General features: G+C 66.9%; 16 protein-coding genes. 1 reads left to right on the top strand and 15 read right to left on the bottom strand.

The window, feature by feature from the left end:
* Positions 1-53 precede the first annotated feature (53 nt).
* The 13 genes from TZ53_RS15305 to TZ53_RS15245 form a co-directional block, all read right to left on the bottom strand.
* Entirely contained in the window at positions 54-815 is a 762-nt protein-coding gene (locus TZ53_RS15305; protein ID WP_044661836.1) for a prepilin peptidase, read from the bottom strand.
* Positions 812-1,534 (bottom strand): type II secretion system protein N, encoded by a 723-nt coding sequence (gspN, locus tag TZ53_RS15300; RefSeq protein WP_044661835.1) that lies wholly within the window; start codon positions 1,532-1,534, stop codon positions 812-814. Before gspN ends, TZ53_RS15305 begins: the two co-directional genes overlap by 4 nt.
* Positions 1,531-2,016, bottom strand: coding sequence for a type II secretion system protein GspM (gene gspM, locus TZ53_RS15295; RefSeq protein ID WP_044661834.1), 486 nt, complete (start codon positions 2,014-2,016; stop codon positions 1,531-1,533). The genes gspN and gspM overlap by 4 nt, the downstream gene beginning before the upstream one ends.
* Complete coding sequence (gspL, locus tag TZ53_RS15290) at positions 2,013-3,125, bottom strand: type II secretion system protein GspL (RefSeq protein WP_044663079.1); 1,113 nt, start codon at positions 3,123-3,125, stop codon at positions 2,013-2,015. The genes gspM and gspL overlap by 4 nt, the downstream gene beginning before the upstream one ends.
* On the bottom strand, positions 3,122-4,111 hold the full coding sequence (gspK, locus tag TZ53_RS15285; RefSeq protein WP_025550188.1) for a type II secretion system minor pseudopilin GspK: 990 nt from the start codon (positions 4,109-4,111) through the stop codon (positions 3,122-3,124). Before gspK ends, gspL begins: the two co-directional genes overlap by 4 nt.
* The gene (gene gspJ / locus TZ53_RS15280) at positions 4,104-4,769 is read right to left on the bottom strand and encodes a type II secretion system minor pseudopilin GspJ (RefSeq protein ID WP_044663078.1); all 666 of its coding nucleotides are present in this window, start codon (positions 4,767-4,769) and stop codon (positions 4,104-4,106) included. Before gspJ ends, gspK begins: the two co-directional genes overlap by 8 nt.
* Before the next feature lie 68 nt (positions 4,770-4,837).
* Positions 4,838-5,164, bottom strand: coding sequence for a type II secretion system minor pseudopilin GspI (gspI, locus tag TZ53_RS15275; RefSeq protein ID WP_025552309.1), 327 nt, complete (start codon positions 5,162-5,164; stop codon positions 4,838-4,840).
* A gap of 67 nt (positions 5,165-5,231) precedes the next feature.
* Positions 5,232-5,801 (bottom strand): GspH/FimT family pseudopilin, encoded by a 570-nt coding sequence (locus tag TZ53_RS15270; RefSeq protein WP_083199099.1) that lies wholly within the window; start codon positions 5,799-5,801, stop codon positions 5,232-5,234.
* Positions 5,773-6,351, bottom strand: a complete 579-nt coding sequence (gspG, locus tag TZ53_RS15265) for a type II secretion system major pseudopilin GspG (RefSeq protein ID WP_371873106.1) — start codon at positions 6,349-6,351, stop codon at positions 5,773-5,775. Before gspG ends, TZ53_RS15270 begins: the two co-directional genes overlap by 29 nt.
* A 93-nt stretch (positions 6,352-6,444) precedes the next feature.
* Positions 6,445-7,662, bottom strand: coding sequence for a type II secretion system inner membrane protein GspF (gspF, locus tag TZ53_RS15260; protein WP_025551095.1), 1,218 nt, complete (start codon positions 7,660-7,662; stop codon positions 6,445-6,447).
* Positions 7,655-9,199, bottom strand: a complete 1,545-nt coding sequence (gene gspE, locus TZ53_RS15255) for a type II secretion system ATPase GspE (protein ID WP_272481264.1) — start codon at positions 9,197-9,199, stop codon at positions 7,655-7,657. Before gspE ends, gspF begins: the two co-directional genes overlap by 8 nt.
* Positions 9,200-9,310: 111 nt before the next feature.
* A complete protein-coding gene (gene gspD / locus TZ53_RS15250; RefSeq protein WP_044661832.1) occupies positions 9,311-11,497 on the bottom strand; it encodes a type II secretion system secretin GspD in 2,187 nt (728 codons plus the stop codon).
* Complete coding sequence (locus TZ53_RS15245; protein WP_044661831.1) at positions 11,494-12,333, bottom strand: type II secretion system protein N; 840 nt, start codon at positions 12,331-12,333, stop codon at positions 11,494-11,496. The genes gspD and TZ53_RS15245 overlap by 4 nt, the downstream gene beginning before the upstream one ends.
* A gap of 171 nt (positions 12,334-12,504) precedes the next feature.
* Here TZ53_RS15245 and TZ53_RS15240 point away from each other — a divergent pair, with 171 nt between their 5' ends.
* Positions 12,505-13,152, top strand: coding sequence for a prolyl hydroxylase family protein (locus TZ53_RS15240; RefSeq protein WP_371873107.1), 648 nt, complete (start codon positions 12,505-12,507; stop codon positions 13,150-13,152).
* Between the two features lie 103 nt (positions 13,153-13,255).
* On the opposite strand, the gene TZ53_RS15235 is transcribed toward TZ53_RS15240, so the two are convergent.
* Positions 13,256-14,710 (bottom strand): CYTH and CHAD domain-containing protein, encoded by a 1,455-nt coding sequence (locus TZ53_RS15235; RefSeq protein ID WP_044661830.1) that lies wholly within the window; start codon positions 14,708-14,710, stop codon positions 13,256-13,258.
* A 161-nt stretch (positions 14,711-14,871) separates the two neighbouring features.
* Positions 14,872-17,559, bottom strand: coding sequence for a TonB-dependent receptor domain-containing protein (locus TZ53_RS15230; protein WP_044661829.1), 2,688 nt, complete (start codon positions 17,557-17,559; stop codon positions 14,872-14,874).
* Between the last annotated feature and the right edge of the window lie 8 nt (positions 17,560-17,567).

The raw sequence follows: 17,567 nt of genomic DNA, 5'->3' as shown, positions 1-17,567 counted from the left end.
CGGGCTTATGGGTCAACGGGGTTTCACAGCATCGTGAAATTTCTCTGGCCGGGTCATCCGCCTGCACTGGCAAGGACGGTTGCAAGCCACCATCCCGGCACCGCGGCCAGGGCGAGGAAAGTCCCCAGCGGCACACGCGTCGTGCCGTCCACCCTCCCGCCCGTCGCCATGGCCGCGAGGACCGCCAGCAGTCCCACGCTCGCCGCCAGCAGCAGGATGAAGGGCAAGGCCTGCCAGCCGAACCAGGCGCCGAGCGCACCCAGCAGCTTGGCATCGCCCAGACCCAGCCCGTCGCGCCTCCGGAAGCGCCGATAGCCGAGCGCGACCAGCAGCAGCGTCAGATAGCCGGCCAGCGCGCCGATCGCCCGATCCGCCAGCGTAGCGTCGGTCGTCCAGGGACCAAGGGTGAAGCCCAGGAACGCCAATGGCAGGGTCAGCGCGTCGGGCAGCCAGAAATGCCGCCGGTCGAGCACCGCCAGCGTCAGGAGCAGCCAGCCCAGCAGAGCCCATCCCGCCCCGCCCGGATCGGGCGAAAAACCCAGGGCGAGCGCGCCGATGATCGCGCATCCCGCCTCCACCCGCCCATGCAGCGGATCGATGGGCGCGCCGCAGGTCCGGCACCGCCCTCGCTGCGCCAGCGCGCTTGCCATCGGCACGAGATCGAAGACGCTGAGAATCCGCCCGCAGCCGTCACAGGCCGACCGGCCGCGCAGCACGCTGCGCCCCTGCGGCCAGCGCAGGACGATCGTGGCGAGGAAACTCCCGGCTATGGCTCCGGCTGTCGCGCCCAGCAGGGCGGGGAAGACCTCAATCACAGCGTCCCTTCGATCTTCAGCACCCGCGCGCGCCCGGCATCGGCAAAGCCTGCCTTGGCCAACGCCTCGCCCAGCGTCGCGTCTGCGGTTTCCACCCGCATTTCCGCCTGATAGCGGCCCGATCGCCAGATGCGCAGATTGACCTTTTCCAGCCCCGACTGGCTGACCAGCGGCAACAGCAGCGCTTCGCCGTCACAACTGGCCACGCCCGAAAGGCCCTGCGACAGGTTCAGTCCGGGAAACTGCCCCGCCATCTGCGCACGGACCCGTCCCTCGGCATGGCCGCAGCGGTCGCCGGAGAACCAGGCCGACACATCGTCCATGACGAAGCTGCCTACCGGCAGCGGCGCGAAGGTCCGGCCCAGCGGCACCGCGCCCGTCACATCGTCGATCCCCATGCGTCCGAAACCGACCGTCAGCGCGCCGCTCAGATCGTCCGCTGCGCCATTGCGGCGCCAGACGTCGAACCGCGCCCGTCCGACCAGCAGCGACACGGGCGACAGGCCCGCATGGACCGATCCCAGCGACACCGTGCCCAGCATCACCCGGTCGATCCCGCCGCTCCACACCGTGCCGCGCACCTCCCGCGCCGCCACGCCCAGCCGCTCCAGACCCGCCATGCCGAGCGCGACGCGCATCGGCAGGAAAATGAGGAATCCCAATGCGAACACAGCGATGAGCGCGATGCGCACCCGCCGCGAAAGGCTGAGCCCCATCATTGCCCGCCCCGCACCAGCACGGCCTGCACCGCGACGCTGCCTGCGGTCGCAGCCGGCCGCGCGCTTATCGTTTCGATCCGGACGCCCTCTGCCTCCAGGACGGAGAGCCATGACAACAACGCGACCGGCCGCACCGAGGCAATGGCCATGTCGACCCGGTCGGCGCCCTGCGCCTGCGCGCGTTCCAGCGTCAGCCCCGCCTCGCCAGCGCTCTGGCCGATGAACTGGTCCAACGGCACGCCCGCGTCGACTGTCGCCGCCGTGCGCGGCAGCGACTTCAGCAGCTTCACCTTGGCGCGGATGGCGGCATTGCGATCGGTCGCCTCCCGCAACCTGTCGCGGGCCGAACGCTGTGCAGCGTCGAGCGGCCGCACCACGCCCAGCCACAGGATCACCACCGCCAGCAGCGCGAACATCACGCCCAGCATCCACTGTTCGCGGGGACTCCGTTCGCCCCATAATGCCTGCAACCGTCCCATCATGACCGCACCGTTATGTCCGCGAGCATCCGCCCGCCGGGGTCCTGCGAAGGCGTCGCCGTGATGGCGAAGCCCGCCGCCTGCAAGGCCAGCAGCACGCTGTTGATGTCATCCCCCTTCGCCGCCGCCAGCGTGGCGCGGATCATCCCGTCCGGATCGCGCGACAAAGCCGTCAGCGACACGCCGGGCACATCCTGCATCGCGCTCAACAGGCCCGAAACCGGCGCGGTGAAGGCATAGCCGCCCGCCCCGCGCGCAGCGAGTTGACGGTCCATTTCCGCCTCCGCCTGGAGGACGTCGTTCGCCCCCGGCACCACCTGCCGCGCCAGGGCCAGGCTTTCCGCGTCCAGCGCGTTCGCCGCGAAATGCTGCTTGGCAAGGCCGACCAGCGCGATGGACAGGCTGACCAGCAGGATCAGCCCGCTCCAGACCGCGATGCGCGCCATCGTCCGTTTATCGAAGGACCGCCGCACCCGCTTGGCGAAGTCGCCCTGCCGCAAGTCGAGCGGCGGCCGGTCCAGCGCGGCAATCGCCCGCGCTTCGATCTGGTCCGCGGGAACGTCGCGCACTGCGGCATCGCCGATCAGTTCCGGCAGGGCCAGGTCGCCCGCCAGCGCCAGGTCGCTCCCGCGCAGCACCGCTTCGCCGCCGACCAGAGCACGCTCGAACCCCTCCTGCGGTTCGGGCAGCAGCAGCGGGGCAGGCACGATGATGTCCGGATCAAGCCCATGATGCTGCGCCCAGAGCAGCCAGTGCTGCATGTCGGCCCTCGCAGTCACGGCGACGCAATGCGGCCGCGCCGGATCGTCATTGTCGTCGGCTGCGGCGAAAAGCTGGTCCGCGGGCACGATCCCGCCCGCCATGGCCGCAAGCCGCGCCGCCGCCCTTCCCTGCCGGGCAGGCAGATCGGGATAGGCGCCCCGGTGCAGCGTCACCAGCGCCGCCGGAGGCACCAGCATCACCGTCATATCCCCGGGCAGCGCCGTGAGGCCGCAAGCCGCGAGCCAGTTCGTCCCAGCCCCTTTCTGCACCACGGCGCCGTTCGCCACCCGCATCCACAGCGGCTCCGCGCCCGGCCGTTCCGGCAGGGCGACGATCAATCCCTCGCTCACGCGCCGGTCCCCCAATTGCGGCGTATCAGCTTGGCCGGACTTTGCCGCGCATCGATCAGCGCCCGTTCGACCACCTGCGTTCCCCCGACATCCACCGACACTTCCACTCCGAAAAATCCCGTCGTCAACCTGACCTGCTGTGCCGCCTCTTCCAGCGGGCTGAGCCCCGCCAGCGACGGGGCGCGCCAGAATTCCACCGTGCTGCCGTAGCCATCCACCGGCCGCTGCGCCAGCAATTGCCGCGCCTGCGCGACGCTCAGCTGCCCCTGCATCAGCATGGCGAAAAGCGGCGCCTGATCGGGCAGCAGCGTATTGATGTTGATGGGCGACAGATCGGCGGTCGGCAGGGCGCATACCCATGGCCGCACCAGCCCGTAAATGGCCGGCGTCACCCCGTTGACCGCCCGCAATTCGCTGGGATCGACCATGAAACGGTTGGCCGTGCGATAGGGCCGCGGCGCCCGCGCATAGGTCTCGTCCTCCGCGCCGCCGGGCTGCGGCACGCCGTCCGTGTCGATCCAGTCCGCCAGCGACGCCGCCGCCACCTGCGCCTGCCGCGCGTCGACGCCCAGCGCCTGCAACAGCGCCTGGAACTGCGATACGCCTACCGGGCGCACCTTCAGATCAGCCTCGGTCTCGCCCGCGACCACGCTGTTGAGGTTGAAGCAATTGCCCCCGTCCGTCACCCGCGCCGTGGCGACCCCGCCCGGCACGGATATGGCCTGCGGCGTGCCCATCCAGTTGCCGGCCAGCGTCGTCTTGCCCGGATTGGCCGCAACCAGATCGCCTATGCGCATCCGGGCGATCTCCGTGCCGGCATCGGCAAAGGCGCGCGCCTGATCGACCGCGCCGCCATTGCCGGTCATCCGCGTGGCCAGCGCCAGCCGCTCCAGCGCGGTGGAAGCGACCACCGCCATCACCGCCACCAGCAGCAGCACGGTCAACAGCGCCGCGCCGCGCTCTCCCGGCTTGCGTGGGTCAACCATTGGCTGGCACCCCTTCCTGCTTTTCCGCCGGACCCGGCCCCACCAGGAAACGCAGCGTCACCGGCGGCTCGCCGGTTCGCGTCACCGTCATCTCCACGGCACGGGGCATCAGGTCGGGCTGGGTCGGCACCCATTCGTCGCGCCAGTCGCCGCTGGAGTCGCGGAAGCGCAACGCGACGTCGCCGACCCCGGTGAGCAGCGCGGCCGGCTCGTCGCCCGCCGCGCCGTCGACCTGCGCATAGGTGCGCCGTTCCAGCCGCCCCTGCCGCACCCAATATTCGACCTTCTGGAGCGACGGCCGCGGCAGATCGCCCAGATTGTCCCAGCCGCCGCGCACGAACTGGAGGATGGGCTGGCTCTCCCCCTCGCGATGCGACCAGAAGGCGGGCGCCAGCGTGCCTGCCTCCGTGCGGCTGATGCGCGGCACCGCCTGCCCCAGATCGGCCGCCAGCGCCCCGCTCGCCCGCTGCACCGCCGCCATGTCGTCCAGCCGCAGCTTGATCTGCGCCTCTGCCGATACGCTATTGCCCAGCAGCAGCACCCCCGCCGCCGCCAGCATGGCGAAGATCATCAGGGCGACGAGCAGTTCGATCAGCGTGAAGCCGTGTTCGGCGGAATGTCTCAGAGACTCGAAGCCGTGTTCGGCGGAACGTCTCAGAGACCCGAAGCCGTGTTCGGCGGAATGCCTCACGGACCCTATGCCGTGTCCGATGGAACCTGCCTGCCTCATTGCACCACCCGCACGAAGCTCAGCACCACGGGGGAGGAGCCCGCCTGGCCGTCGACGGCAAGATCGACTTGCAGCAGGCGCTTGTCATCGGTCGCCTTGACCTGCCGCGTCCAGTGCCAGCGCCGCCCGCCATTGTCGACATCGCCTTCTTCACTGCCGAGCGAAGGCGGCGCGGGATCGGTCTGCACCTCCACCATCAGGTTGCGCGCGACGATCTGACCCATCGCCTTGCTGTCGAGGTCGGCGGCGGTGTGCAGAGTCACCCCTTGCAGGCGGACGAGCGCCAGGGCGGCCAGGCTGAAGACCGCGAGCGCGACGAGCATTTCGAGCAGGGTGAAGCCTTGCTCCTCCCCACGCGCCTTGCGGCAGCGTGACCGTATGCGGCGCGTCCTACCCACCGACAACGACCTTTCCAGCCATATCGACCGAAATCGAGACCCGCTCTCCCTCGCGGGCAAGGATCACCGTCATGGGATCGGTCGGAAGTCCCGTGCCGTCGAAGCCGATCTGCTGCCGTCCGTCCTTCCCGACCAGCGCCCGCGTCCCGGCCTTCCAGTTGGCGGTGGCGAAGGGCTTGTCCTCCAGCCCCACCCATTGCCCGCCATCGCGGCGTTGAAAGCCATAGCCCGAGGCCGATACCCATACACCCATGGGCCGCGCGGTAACGACCGCTTCGTCGCGCGCCGCGGCAAGGCGAGCGGCGAAGCGATCGGCATCCTCGATCACCCGGCCGCGAGGGTCGGGGATCGCCAACACCACTGCGGCCGAAATGAAGCTGATGATCGTCAGCACGACCATCAGCTCGATCAACGTGAAGCCGTGTTCGGCGGAACGTCTAAAAGACCTGAAGCCGTGTTCGGCGGAACGCCTCAAAGACTCGAAGCCGTGTTCGGCGGAACGCCTCAAAGATCCGGAGCCGTGCCGCCGGCGATCAAAGCTCGCTGGAATAGATGTCGGCATTTTCATTGTCGCCACCCGGCTGCCCGTCCGCTCCCAGCGAACTGATGTCGAACGCGCCCTTCCGCCCCGGCACCGCATAGCGGTATGGCCGGCCCCAGGGATCGTTCGGCAGCTTCTTGATATACCCCCCGCGCCGGTAACGCTGCGGCTGGGCGAGCGCGGCCGGCGGGTTGATCAGCGCCTGCAACCCATCGGTCGCGGACGGATAGGCCAGATTGTCGAGCCGATATTGTTCCAGCGCCTGTTCGATGGTGGCGATGTCGGCCTTCGCCTTCTCCACCCGCGCGGTATCCGTCGCCGGGATGACGTTGATCGCCACGATGGTGGCAAGCAGGCCGATGATGACGATCACGACCATCAGTTCGACCAGCGTGAAGCCGTGTTCGGCGGAACGCCTCACGGGCGTGAAGCCGTGTTCGGCGGAACGTCTCAAAGACCTGAAGCCGTGTTCGGCGGAGCGGCTCGGAGACCCGAAGCCGTTCTCTCCTTCCCCTCTCCTGACGTCATTCCCGCAAAGGCGGGAAACGCCAGTTCGGCGCAGCCAATCCATCTCCCACAAGAAACGCCAGGGGGAACGTTCAGGCGATGGATTCCCGCCTTCACGGGAATGACGGAAAGAAAGGATCTTGCGCATAAACACTCCTCAGGCCCCGGTAAGGCTCTGCAATTGCAGGATGGGCAGCAGGATGGACAGGATGATGACGGCGACGATGCCGCCCATGGCGATGATGATGACCGGCTCCAGCATGGCGAGCGCGGCAGAGGTGAAGCTGTCGAATTCCCGCTCCAGATAGTCCGCCGCCCTCTCCAGCATGGTGTCCAGCCGCCCCGCGCTCTCCCCGCTGGCCGCCAGATAGACGAGCAAAGGCGGAAACACGCCCGCCCGCCGCAGCGCCGCCGACAGGCTGCCGCCGCCGCGAATGGCCTCCACGATCTCCTCCGAAGCCTGCCGCAGCACCCGGTTGTGCACCGTCTGGGCGGTAAGCGACAAGCCCTCCATCAGCGGCAGGCGGCTCGCCACCATGGTCGACAGGGTGCGCGCCATCCGCGCCGCATGCAGGTCGCGGATCAGCCGCCCCAGCAATGGCAGGCGCAGCAGCATCGCATCGAAGCGATAGCGGAAGCTTTCGACCTTCAGCGCCCGCCAGAAGCCGAAGCCAGCCACCCCCAGCAGGATCGCCAGAAGCCACCAATAGCCCGCCAGAAAGGCGGAAATACCCATCACCATGCGGGTGAGCAGCGGCAGTTGCTGGCCCACCGTATCGAACTGCTCCACCACCTTGGGCACGACGAAGATCATCAGCGCCGCGACCACGCACACCGCAAAGGCGGCAAGCACGGAAGGATAGGCGATGGCGGTCAGCACTTTCGACCGGATCACCGCCTGCCGCTCCATGAGGTCGGACAGGCGCTCCATGATCGTGGGCAGGCTGCCGGAACTCTCGCCCGCTGAAATCATCGCGCGGTAGAGCGGCGGAAAGCTCCTCGGCTCGGCGCCCAGGGCGTCGGCCAGCCGCCGCCCCTCCAGCACGCCCGAATGCACCTTGCCGACAATCGCCTGCACATGCGCCTGCTCGCTCTGCCGCCCGATGGTGCGGAGCGATTCCTCCAGCGGACTGACCTGGATCAGCGTCGACAACTGCCGGGTGAACAGCGTCAGTTCCTTGGCCGAAAGGCGCGGCGCGCCGAACGACAACCCTGCCCGCCTGCGCGCCTTTTCCACCGCGCCCGGCTCGATCCGCACGATGAACAGCTTGCGCGAGTCCAGCTTCGCCCGCGCATCCTCGACCGTTTCAGCCTTGATCGCGCCCTTGCGCTCACGCCCGGCGGGGTCGATGGCGATATAGTCGAACTCAGCCATCGGTGATGGTTTCCACCTCGCCCGCGTCGCGCCGCGACACGCGGATCGCTTCTTCCGCCGTCGTCTGGCCGTCGCGCACCAGCGCACGCGCCGCCGAACCCAGATTGGGCGCGTTCAGGAAAGCATGGCGCGCGATCAGCGATTCATCGCCGCCGTCATTGATCAGCCGCCGGATCGTATCGTCCACCCGGATCGCCTCGAACACGCCGATGCGGCCCTTGTAGCCGGTGCCGTTGCATGACTCGCATCCCCGCGCCCGATAGATGATCGTGCCCGGATCGAAGCCCAGCAGGGCGCTGGCCGACTTGTCCGCCTGCACCGGCTCCCGGCAATGCTGGCAGAGCCGCCGCACCAGCCGCTGCGCGATCACGGCGCGCAGGGTGGAGGCGAGCAGGAACGGTTCCACCCGCATGTCGCGCATCCGCGTGATCGCACCCACCGCGTCATTGGTGTGGACGGTGGACAGCACCAGATGCCCCGTCAGGGACGCCTGCACGGCGATTTCGGCAGTCTCCCGGTCACGGATTTCGCCCACCATCACCACATCGGGGTCCTGACGCAGGATGGCGCGCAGGCCGGCCGCGAAGGTCAGGCCCACCTTCGCATTCACCTGCGTCTGGCCGACGCCCTCGATCGCATATTCGACAGGGTCCTCGACCGTCAGGATGTTGCGCGTGCCGTCGTTGAGCTGCCTGAGGCCCGCATAGAGCGTCGTCGTCTTGCCCGACCCTGTCGGCCCGGTGACGAGGATGATGCCATTGGGTTCCTGCAACCCCTCCCGGAAAATCCGGTCCGCCGCCCCGGCCATGCCCAGCAGGTCGAGGTTCATGCCCGCATTCTCCTTGTCGAGAATGCGCAGCACCACCCGCTCTCCCGCCCGGCTCGGCAGGGTGGAAACGCGCACGTCGAGCAGTTTCCCGCCCAGCGTCAGCCCGATCCGCCCGTCCTGCGGCACGCGCCGCTCGGCTATGTCGAGGCGGGCCATCACCTTGATGCGGCTGACGACGACCGGCGCGACATGGGGCGGCATGCGCAGCGTCTCCCGCAGCACGCCGTCGACGCGCATCCGCACGATCAGCCCGGTCTCATAGGGTTCGATATGGATGTCCGACACGCCCTGCCGCGCCGCTTCGGCAATGATGCCGTTGATGAGGCGGATGGCGGGTGCGTCATCGGCGCTGTCGAGCAGATCGTCGGCGGTCGGAATGTCGGCGGCGAGGATGTCCAGCTCGTCCGCCCCGACATCGAGCGATCCCGCCATGGCGGCGGCGCTGCCCTCCATCGCATAATGATCCGACAGATGCCGGTCGAACTGCGCGGCATCGACGAAACGCACGTCGAAGCTGCGCGCCAGATGCCGCCGCACCTCCAGCAGGACGCGCGGATCGCTGCCTTCGCGAACGGCGATGGTCAGCCGCTCTCCATCCGGCGGCAGCATGACCACGCCGTGCTTTCGCGCGAAGACATAGGGTATGTCGACGGCGCGCGGCGCGATATGCGGGGGGATATCGCCAGAAGCAGAAGCGGCTTCCTGCACCCTAACCTCCGTTCGGACTGAGCTTGTCGAAGCCCAGTCCTTTCCTGAAAGGAAGAAAAGCGAAGGGCTTCGACAAGCTCAGCCCGAACGGAGAGGAAGCCCGCTTCCCGATCATTTCGGTTGCTCGCTTTCCGGGATGTCCACGGGCCGCACCACCCCGCTCGACTGGCGGGCGGTCGGTTCGATGATCTCGGCGGGCGGCTGCACCACGGCGTCGCCCGGCTGCGGCGCGGCGGAGGGAGGCATCGCGCCCATATAGTCGCGCACCAGCTCGTCTATGCCCGGCTCCTGTTCCGGGTTGCGCTGCAACTGCATGCCGCGGATATAGCCGTAGCGCTGCTGCGTCAGCTTCTGCGCATCTTCCTTCGAACGCAATATGGTGGGGCGGATGAAGACCATGAGGTTGGTCTTGGTCCGGCTCTTGCTGCGCGACTTGAACAGTTCGCCGATGCCGGGAATGTCGGACAGCAGCGGAATACGCTCTATCGTCTTGCGCTCATTGTCGTCCAGCAGGCCGCCCAGCGCCAATATCTCGCCATCGTCGACCGTCACGGTCGTCTCGATCTCACGCTTGTTGATGATGAGGTCGCTGTTGTTGTTCGACACCGGCCCGGCGACGCTGGACACCTCCTGCTTCAGGAACAGCTTGATCGCGCCGCCAGTGTTGATCTGGGGCTTCACCTCCAGCTTGATGCCGACATCCTGCCGCTGGACGGTGCGGAACTGGTTGTCGAAATTCTGGCTCAGCGCCTCGCCCGTGGTCACCGGCACCTGCTGGCCGACCAGTATCGACGCCTTCTGATTGTCCAGCGTCATCACAGAAGGCGTGGACAGGATGTTGCTGTCGGTATCGGATTTGACAGCATTGATGATCGCTCCGAAAATCCCGTTCCGCCCGAGCGACGTCGCCACCCCGCCGAAGCCGCCGGTCGCGTTCATCAGGCTGTCGACCGCCGCCTGTTGCAGCGTATTGGCAAGGTCGCCATTTTCCCGCGTCCTCGTCTCCGTTCGGGTGCCGTCCGGCGCCACGACGGTCGTCGTCGTCTCGCCCAGCCGATCGGCGGCGATCGCGCCTGCCAACGTCAAGATATTGGGTGAAGCATTGGAATAATTGGTCGCGGCAAAACCCGTCTTGGTGCTGCCGATCAGGAATTGCACGCCCAGCTTCTTGGCGGCGGCGTCGCTGATCTCGACGATGATCGCCTCCACCAGCACCTGTTCGCGCCTTGTGTCGATCTGGCGGATCGTCTCGCCCAGCATCCGCTGCACGTCGCTGTTGGCCGCGACGATGATCGCATTGGCGCCCTCATAGCGGGTCACGATGGCGGGCCCGCGCGACGAAATCCCGTTGCCGCCCGAGCTGCCCGGCCCCGCCACCGCGGTTGAAGCGGCGGCTGGCGCCGCGGAGGGCGCGGTTCCCGCCGCGGGGGTGGAGGCGGTCACGGGCGAAGCGGTCGCCTGCCCCACCAGTTGCTGCAACACCGGCAGCAGCTTTTCGGCATCGGCATGTTCCAGCCAGTAGACGCGGATCTCGGTCCCGCTCGCGGCCTGCCGGTCGAGGTCGCGCGCCATCTGCGCCAGCCGCGCCACCGTCCCGGCATCGCCACGGATCGCGACGGCATTGCTGCTGTCGATGGGCACGATGGTTGCGGGCTTCGCCGCCCCTTCCCCGCCCGTCGTCACCAGCGCCTGCAGGGACGTCGCGATCTCCCGCGCCCCGGCATTTTTCAGCACGACCGTGGTGGTCGAGGCCGTATCCCGGTCGATCCGCGCGATCACCTGCCGGATGCGCCCGATATTGTCGGCATAGTCCGCCACGACCACGCTGTTCCCGGCCCGGTTCGCCGTCACGGAGCCATCCTTGCTGACCAGCGGCCGCAGCGTTTCCAGCGCGCTCGCCGCGTCGATGGAGCGCAGGCGGAACACCTCCGTCACGAACTGGTTGCGATTGGCCGCGCGGCCCACGGCGCTGGGCTGGCCCGCCGCGCCGTCCGCCGGCTGGATGCGATAGGCGCCGCCCGGCGCCGGCACCGCCACCAGCCCGTTCGCCCGCAGCGTCGACAGGAAAATCTCGAAATATTCGGATCGCGACAGCGGCCGGTCGGTCACCACGGACACCTTTCCGGCCACGCGGTTGTCGATGATGAAGGTCCGCCCGGTCACCCGCGCCGCATCCTGGATGAAGGCGCGGATGTCGGCGTCGCGCACGTTCAGCGTCTGCTGCGCCATGACCGGCGATGCGATGGGAGCCGCCAGCGCGAGGGCCATGGCGGCGGAAAGAAGCAGTTTTCTGGTCATTGGCCTTGCAGTGTCAGGTTGACGGAGGACATGGCCGCGCCGCGCTCCACCGTCAGGGAAATGCGCGCGCCGGGCATGATCCTGCCCTGCAGCGCCTGAAGATCGCTCACCGATCCGATGGGCTGGCCGTCGACCTGGGTGACGATGTCGCCGGGCTGGAAGCCGGCCTGCTGGAAGCCGGGCCCCCTGGCCGTCAGGATGAGGCCGGTCACGCGCCCATTCTGCATCCGGGGGGTGTAGCCGACGTCGCGTTTCAGCATGTCGGCGGTCGGATTGTCCGTTCCCGCCACTGGCGAAGGCGGCGAAGGCGGCGAACCTGCGGGCGTTCCACCATCCGGCATGGCCGTCGGCGCGGGCTGCGACTGGTCGAGAAACACCTGCTCCTCCGCCCCGCCGCGGTCGATGGTGATATGGTCGAAGGCGACCGCCTTCAACACCACGCCGGGCATGATCTCCTCACCCACGGCAAAGCTGTTCTGCACCCCATCCGGCCCCGCCACGATCGCGGAGCCCAGTCCGGACCCTTCGTTCAGGCGGATGCCGTAAACGGTCAGCGCCAGGGAGGTCACGACGCCGCCGCCCGCCTGTTGCGGGCCGCCGCGATAAAAGGGATCGAAGCTGGAAAACAGCGCCTGCCGTTCCGCGATGGAAAGGAAGCGGGCCTGCCTCCCTTCCCAGGGGCCGAAACTGCCGACGGGCGTCAGCACCGTCCAGACGAGCGCCGCGCATTGCAGCGCCAGCAGGCCCAGCAACAGCTTCTCGACCGCCGACAACCAGTCGATCGGCCGCAACCGTCCGCCCATGTTCCGGATATTCTCGCTGAAAGCCACACGCATGCGCGTCGTTCATCCCCCTTGATATCGGCGCCTGCTAGAAAATTGGTTTTACTACCGGATGACACTATTGTGACGCTTTGATGACAATCGCAACGGCCGAAGCGACAGCGCTTGCATTTCGCGCGGCCAGCGATAGCAAAAGGCCGGATTTCCGCTTCCTGGACCCTGCCGATGGCCGATAGCCTCCCTCCCGCCGCGCCCGATGCCGATCCTGCCTGGATCGCATCCCACCCCCGCATCCAGCGCGTGCCCAGCCGCGACCTGGTTCTGTTCATCCAGCGCCATTTCCTGTCGGCGAAGGAATGTGCCGGCCTAATAGAACGGATCGACGCCCACCGCCGCCCCTCCACCATCGCGGACGCGAATGGCGACGGATATTTCCGCACCAGCGAGACATGCGACCTGGACGCTTCCGACCCGCTTGTGGCGAGGATCGACGCGAAGCTCGCCGCCTTCGCCGGCATCGATCCCGCCCATGGCGAACCCATTCAGGGGCAGCGCTATTCCGTCGGTCAGGAATTCAAGGCGCATACCGACTATTTCGAACCCAAGGGCCCTGATTTCGAACGCTTCTGTGCGGTTTCCGGGAACCGCACATGGACGCTGATGGTCTATCTGAACGAACCGGCGGCGGGCGGCGCGACCCGCTTCGTCAAGATCGGCAAGACGGTACAGCCCGAAACCGGCAAGCTGCTGGCGTGGAACAACCGGCTGGGTCCGGGGGCCTATAATCCCGCCAGCATCCACCACGGCATGAAGGTACGCAGCGGCGTCAAGCATGTCATCACCAAATGGTATCGCGAACGGCCGTGGGGGTGATCGGGGGTGGGTCGCGAATGACCATTGGCAGCCCATCAAGCGCGACATGCTTCATGGAGGGGCGCTCAGACCATCCGCTCTCCATCCATCGCCGCAAATACCCTCACCGCCAGAAGCGAGGGGCCTCCAGCAAATCCTCATGGGCGCGGGCCGCGGCGCCCAATAATTTCCGTTTCCGCTTCCGCTTCGGACGCAGCCTGGCTTCCTCTCCCCCCAGCCCATAATGCGCCAGCAACCCCGGCGCGGCGACCAGATCATTCAATGCGCCCAGTTCCGACTGCACCTGTTCCAGCGCGGCGATGAATTTGCCCCGCCGCCGCCGCGCCTTCCTGCCCTCGAACAGCCCGGCGAAGAATTCGGAGGCGTAGCGCAGTTTCTTGGCATCCTTGCGCACCTCATGGCGCGCTTCGTCGCTCAATCCGGCAAGCCCCCTGCCCTCCTTCGCGATCCGCCTGCGCAGCCGCCGCAAGCGCCGCGCGGCAAAGTCCGCCGCCGGCTCGTCCCGCATCGCCAGCGCCTTGCCCCCGCCAAGCCCCGCGCCCAGGGTCAGCCATTCGACAAGATCGATCAGCAGCATCCGAACCCGGGCCGAGCGCAGCCATTCCTGCACGCGGCCATGCACCTCGCCCCGAACCGCATCCCATCGCTCGCGCAGTTCCTCCGTCTCGACCCGTTCGGCCAGCACATCCAGATTGCGCGCCTCGCCCAGCATAGCCGCCAGCCATTTGAGCTCGCCCTGGAAGCGCTCCACATCCGCAGGAGCCAGCATGGGCCTGAACAGCGAAAGGGCCGAGCGTAACCGGCGGATCGCCACCCGTGCCTGGTGCAGCGCCCCTGGATCATAATGATCCAGCAGCAGCGCCTCGTTCAGCCGATAGTGCCGCAGGCAGCTTCCCGCGATCCGCGACAATGCCTCCTCCGCCCGCATCGACGGGTCGAGCGCCACCGGTTCCGCCTTGACGAAGGCGGCAAGCCGGTCGCGCAGCCGGTATCCTCGCTCCGCCTTCGTCAGCACGCCGGGACGGACCGGCATTTCGGCGTCGATCCGCCGCGCGAGGAGGAACAGGGCGCCCGGTGAGCCGGATTTCAGTTCCAGTTCGACTTCGCAGATCGCGGCCTGCCGGTCCCCGGCGCTCACCTGCCCCCGGTCCAGCACCAGTTCGATCAGGGCATCATCCTGCCGCACGATCCATCTGCGCCGCTCGACTTCGGCATGGAAGACAGGCTGGATGCCATGCACCCCCTGCCCCAGCAGCTCGGCTATCGGCGTCCGGGCATCCAGCACTGGCGCATCGTCCGCGACCGGCATTTCCCATTCCGCCCGCGCGAACAGCCCCGCGCCGCCCTCTCCATCGGCCTTGACCGTCTGCACCCGCTGGCCGTTCGCCCGGCGAATACGCAGGCTGATCCCCCGGCCCGCCAGATCCCGCTGCGCCGTGTCGAAATAGATGGAGCGCAATGTCGCCACGTCGCTGTCCGCCGGGAACCAATCCAGTCGCCCGAAAGCATCCGCCGCATCGGGCGCCAGTTCCAGCTTCAGTTCGACTTCCCGATTCATGCGCCGCCTCCGCGCACTTGTTTGGCCATGGCAAGGCTGATGGAGCGCAGCCTTTATCATGAACCCGCCATCCGGGCCAATCCTGCCACAGGCATGACGGCCGATCCATTGGATGCGGATCGGCCGTTCCTTTCCTCCAGCAGGGTCCGGAGGAAGGCCCTTCAGAAGGCGACGGTCAGCGATGCGGCTATGGTCGTGCCGATCTTGTACCGGTTGTAGAATATCTTGGTGCCGTCCAGTTCCTGAAACTCCTGGAATTTCCGGCCGGTAAGGTTACGCGCCTCGAATTTGAACTCGCTGTTGATCCCACCCGGCAGCTTCACCGCCTGGCGTGCCACGAAGTCGAGAGTCAGGCCCGGCTTTTCCTTGATGTCCGGCTGAAGGTTCGGACCGCGGCTGGTCACGCGCGGGCTGGCATAGGTGAGGAGCAGGGTCTGCTGCGAGAGCCTGTCGGTATCCTCCAATCCGATCTGGAAGTTCACCAGATGGTCCGACTGGCCGGTCAGCGGCACGCCGTTCTGAAAATAGTCCGAAGCCAGCGGCAGCGGCCCCGTCGTATAGCTGTAGGGGATGGTGGTATCGTCCGCCCCCACCTTCAGTTCCGACTGGGTATAGGTGTAGTTGCCGATCAGCACCACGCGCCTGCTCTGAAAGAAGGGCGAGTTGGAGAGGCCCTCGAGCGGAAGATATTTCTGCGCCTCGACCTCGAAACCATAGAGCTTGGCTTCCGGCGCATTGGCGAAGCTGGTCGTCACCGAATAGGTATCGGTGATGGTGGTGAAGGTCTCGATCGGATTCTCGATCTTCTTGTAGAAGGCCGCTGCCGTCAGCCGCTCGTCTCGACCCATATACCATTCGGTGCGAAGGTCGGCATTCCACAGTTCGCTGTCCTGAAGGAAAGGGTTGCCGCGATAGAAGCGATTGGATTCCGGGTCGAGAAAGGGCTGCGCGATCAACTCGCGGAATTGCGGGCGCGCCACCGTCTTCGATCCGCTCAGGCGGAACTGCAGGCCCTTGGCCGCTTCCAGGGTGATGGTGGCGGCGGGCAGCCAATATTCCTTGCGGATCTGGTTGAACGGCGTGATGCCGGTCGAATAGACGTCGACGCCTGTCACCGACTGCCGCCCCTTTTCGAAGCGAACGCCCGCGTCGAACGAAAGGCCGGGGAACAGTTCCGCCTTTACCTGCGCATAGCCGGCATGGGTTCTGAGCGCGGCGTCATAGACCGGGTAATTGCCGGAGAATTCGAGCAGGCTGATGTCGTAAAGCTGGATCGCCGCATCCGACAGCAGATAGTCGGGCCGCATCTGCTGCGCACCCAGCGGCAGGTTGGTCGCATCGAAATGCAGTTCATAGCGGGAGGAGCTGCGCTTTGTATCGGTGAAGGCATAGCCGATGGTTGTCGTCAGGGCCGGCGAGAATTTATAGCTCAGGTCCCAGCCCGCCGACCACAGATCCTCGTTGAGGTCGCTGAAGGTGATGGAGGCGTCGCCGCGCTGGCGGTTCAGCGCGTTGATGAAGCGGTCGCCCACCGGATCGGTTCCCAGGTCGCGATTGGTTCGGACATAGACGAACTCACGCTCATAGGGCGCTTCACGCTGTGAATTGGCATAGCCGCCGCGGATGTCCAGGCTCAATGCATCGCTGAACTTGAACTCACCCACCAATTGGGTGTCGATCAACTGGCGCTCGTACCAACCGGTCTGCTGTGTCATATAGTCTGCGCCCTGGATCAGCCCGTCATTCTGACCGATCGCCAGCGCGCTGCGCTTCAGCGTGTCGCGGATGTAGAGATTGGTCCAGCGCAGCTTCTGATCGCCCAGTTCCAGACCGAAGCCCAGCAGGCCGTTGACCGTCACCTCATTTTCGGTGCTGACCTGCCGGTTGTTGCGCCCGGCGCCGCGCGCCACGTCCAGAGCCGCCTGCTGCAACGTGTCGCGGGTGCGCCATTTATTGCTGTAGGACGCCGTGGCGATGATGCCCAGGCGACCGTCACCGCCGACATCCAAGGAGGTGCCGCCATTCAGCGAGGCGGAAAAGTTGAACGGCAGGCTGTTCGTCCGCTGAAGGAGCGAGGTATCGGCATTCTGGAACTGCATGGCGATGGCGCGCAGGTCGGCGCGGGGAATGTTGGAGAAGGCCGTGCCGCCGCCGATTGCCTGCTTCAGCGCCGGGGGAACATCGCGCGTGCCGTCGTCGAAACCGGTCCAGTCGGACTTGCTGCCATAATGAGTGTAGCCCAACTGGCCCGACGTCTCGGTATTCGCGGAACTGCCGAGAGTGATTTCCAGATAGCTTTCTACCGGAATCGCCTTGGTGGTGAGGTTGATCACACCGCCGCCGAACTCCCCGGGAAAATTGGCCGAATAGCTTTTTTGAACCAAGGTCGATGCGATCACGCTGGTGGGGAAAATGTCGAGCGGGACGACGCGCTTCAGCGGCTCGGGGCTGGGCAGCGGCGAACCGTTGAGCAGCGCCAGCGAATAGCGGTCGCCAAGGCCGCGCACATAGACATAGCCGCCGGACACGACCGACAGGCCGGTCACGCGCTGCAACGATCCGGCGATGTCGCCCTCACCCGTGCGCTTGATGTCGGCGGCGGACAGCACGTTCACCACCTGCGGCGCGGCCTGCGAGACGTTGCTGGTCCTGCGGCCGGTGACGATGATGTCGGAACCGGGAATGGAAACGTCGACATTGCCCGACTGGGCGTCCGCCTCTTCCGATGCGGTCGGCGTGCCGGAAGTCGCTGGCCGGCTGGCTCGCGGAGCATTTTGCGCCATCGCCGCCGGAGCGGACAGAGCGGTTGAAATCAGAAGCAGGCGCGCCAGGCTGAGCGGCTTCGACATGGCTTATG

The organism is Sphingobium sp. YBL2 (genome assembly GCF_000943805.1).
GTDB lineage: Bacteria > Pseudomonadota > Alphaproteobacteria > Sphingomonadales > Sphingomonadaceae > Sphingobium > Sphingobium fuliginis.
This window is presented reverse-complemented; position numbering and strand designations above follow the sequence as displayed.

Excerpts from the sequence above, each read along its gene's own strand:
- TZ53_RS15270 (WP_083199099.1), bottom strand. The coding sequence starts at position 5,801 with ATGCCGACATCTATTCCAGCGAGCTTTGATCGCCGGCGGCACGGCTCC.
- gspD (WP_044661832.1), bottom strand. The coding sequence starts at position 11,497 with ATGACCAGAAAACTGCTTCTTTCCGCCGCCATGGCCCTCGCGCTGGCG.
- gspN (WP_044661835.1), bottom strand. The coding sequence starts at position 1,534 with ATGATGGGGCTCAGCCTTTCGCGGCGGGTGCGCATCGCGCTCATCGCT.
- gspF (WP_025551095.1), bottom strand. The coding sequence starts at position 7,662 with ATGGCTGAGTTCGACTATATCGCCATCGACCCCGCCGGGCGTGAGCGC.
- TZ53_RS15245 (WP_044661831.1), bottom strand. The coding sequence starts at position 12,333 with ATGCGTGTGGCTTTCAGCGAGAATATCCGGAACATGGGCGGACGGTTG.
- gspK (WP_025550188.1), bottom strand. The coding sequence starts at position 4,111 with ATGGTTGACCCACGCAAGCCGGGAGAGCGCGGCGCGGCGCTGTTGACC.
- gspI (WP_025552309.1), bottom strand. The coding sequence starts at position 5,164 with ATGCTCGTCGCGCTCGCGGTCTTCAGCCTGGCCGCCCTGGCGCTCGTC.
- gspG (WP_371873106.1), bottom strand. The coding sequence starts at position 6,351 with ATGGATTGGCTGCGCCGAACTGGCGTTTCCCGCCTTTGCGGGAATGAC.
- gspM (WP_044661834.1), bottom strand. The coding sequence starts at position 2,016 with ATGATGGGACGGTTGCAGGCATTATGGGGCGAACGGAGTCCCCGCGAA.
- TZ53_RS15235 (WP_044661830.1), bottom strand. The coding sequence starts at position 14,710 with ATGAATCGGGAAGTCGAACTGAAGCTGGAACTGGCGCCCGATGCGGCG.
- TZ53_RS15230 (WP_044661829.1), bottom strand. The coding sequence starts at position 17,559 with ATGTCGAAGCCGCTCAGCCTGGCGCGCCTGCTTCTGATTTCAACCGCT.
- TZ53_RS15240 (WP_371873107.1), top strand. The coding sequence starts at position 12,505 with ATGGCCGATAGCCTCCCTCCCGCCGCGCCCGATGCCGATCCTGCCTGG.